The organism is Micromonospora sp. D75, assembly GCF_018070405.1.
GTDB lineage: Bacteria > Actinomycetota > Actinomycetes > Mycobacteriales > Micromonosporaceae > Micromonospora > Micromonospora chalcea.
The window spans coordinates 1-550 of the sequence record NZ_JAGPXV010001160.1 but is presented as its reverse complement, the minus strand read 5'-3'; the positions used below and the strand labels follow the sequence as shown (position 1 = coordinate 550).

Here is a 550-nt window from a genome sequence, read left to right as displayed (position 1 = left end):
GCGTACCCCTGGCGTGGCTGCTGGCCCGCGTGGAGTTCCCCGGGCGGCGGCTGGTCCGGGCGCTGGTCACCGTGCCGCTGGTGCTGCCGCCGGTAGTAGGCGGCGTGGCGCTGCTGCTGGTCTTCGGCCGGCGCGGGCTGATCGGCTCGTGGCTGGACGAGACGTTCGGCGTGACGCTGCCGTTCACCACCGCCGGGGTGGTGCTGGCCGAGGCGTTCGTGGCCATGCCGTTCCTGGTCATCGCCGTCGAGGGGGCGCTGCGCGGCGCCGACCCCCGGTACGAGGAGGCCGCCGCCACGCTCGGCGCCGGGCGGTTCACCACGTTCACCCGGGTCACGCTGCCGCTGGTCGCCCCGGGCGTGGCGGCCGGGGCGGTGCTCTGCTGGGCCCGCGCGCTCGGCGAGTTCGGCGCCACCATCACGTTCGCCGGCAACTATCCGGGCCGCACCCAGACCATGCCGCTGGCTGTCTACCTTGCGCTGGAGACCGACCTGCAGGCCGCGATCGTGCTGAGCCTGATTCTGCTCACCGTCTCGGTGGTCATCCTCGC

Annotated in this window: 1 protein-coding gene; it reads left to right on the top strand. The window is 74.2% G+C overall.

Features of this window, described 5'->3' with window-relative positions; all coding sequences use genetic code 11:
• On the top strand, window positions 1-550 hold a 550-nt coding region (modB, locus tag KBX39_RS32630), incomplete at both ends, for a molybdate ABC transporter permease subunit (protein ID WP_210874276.1).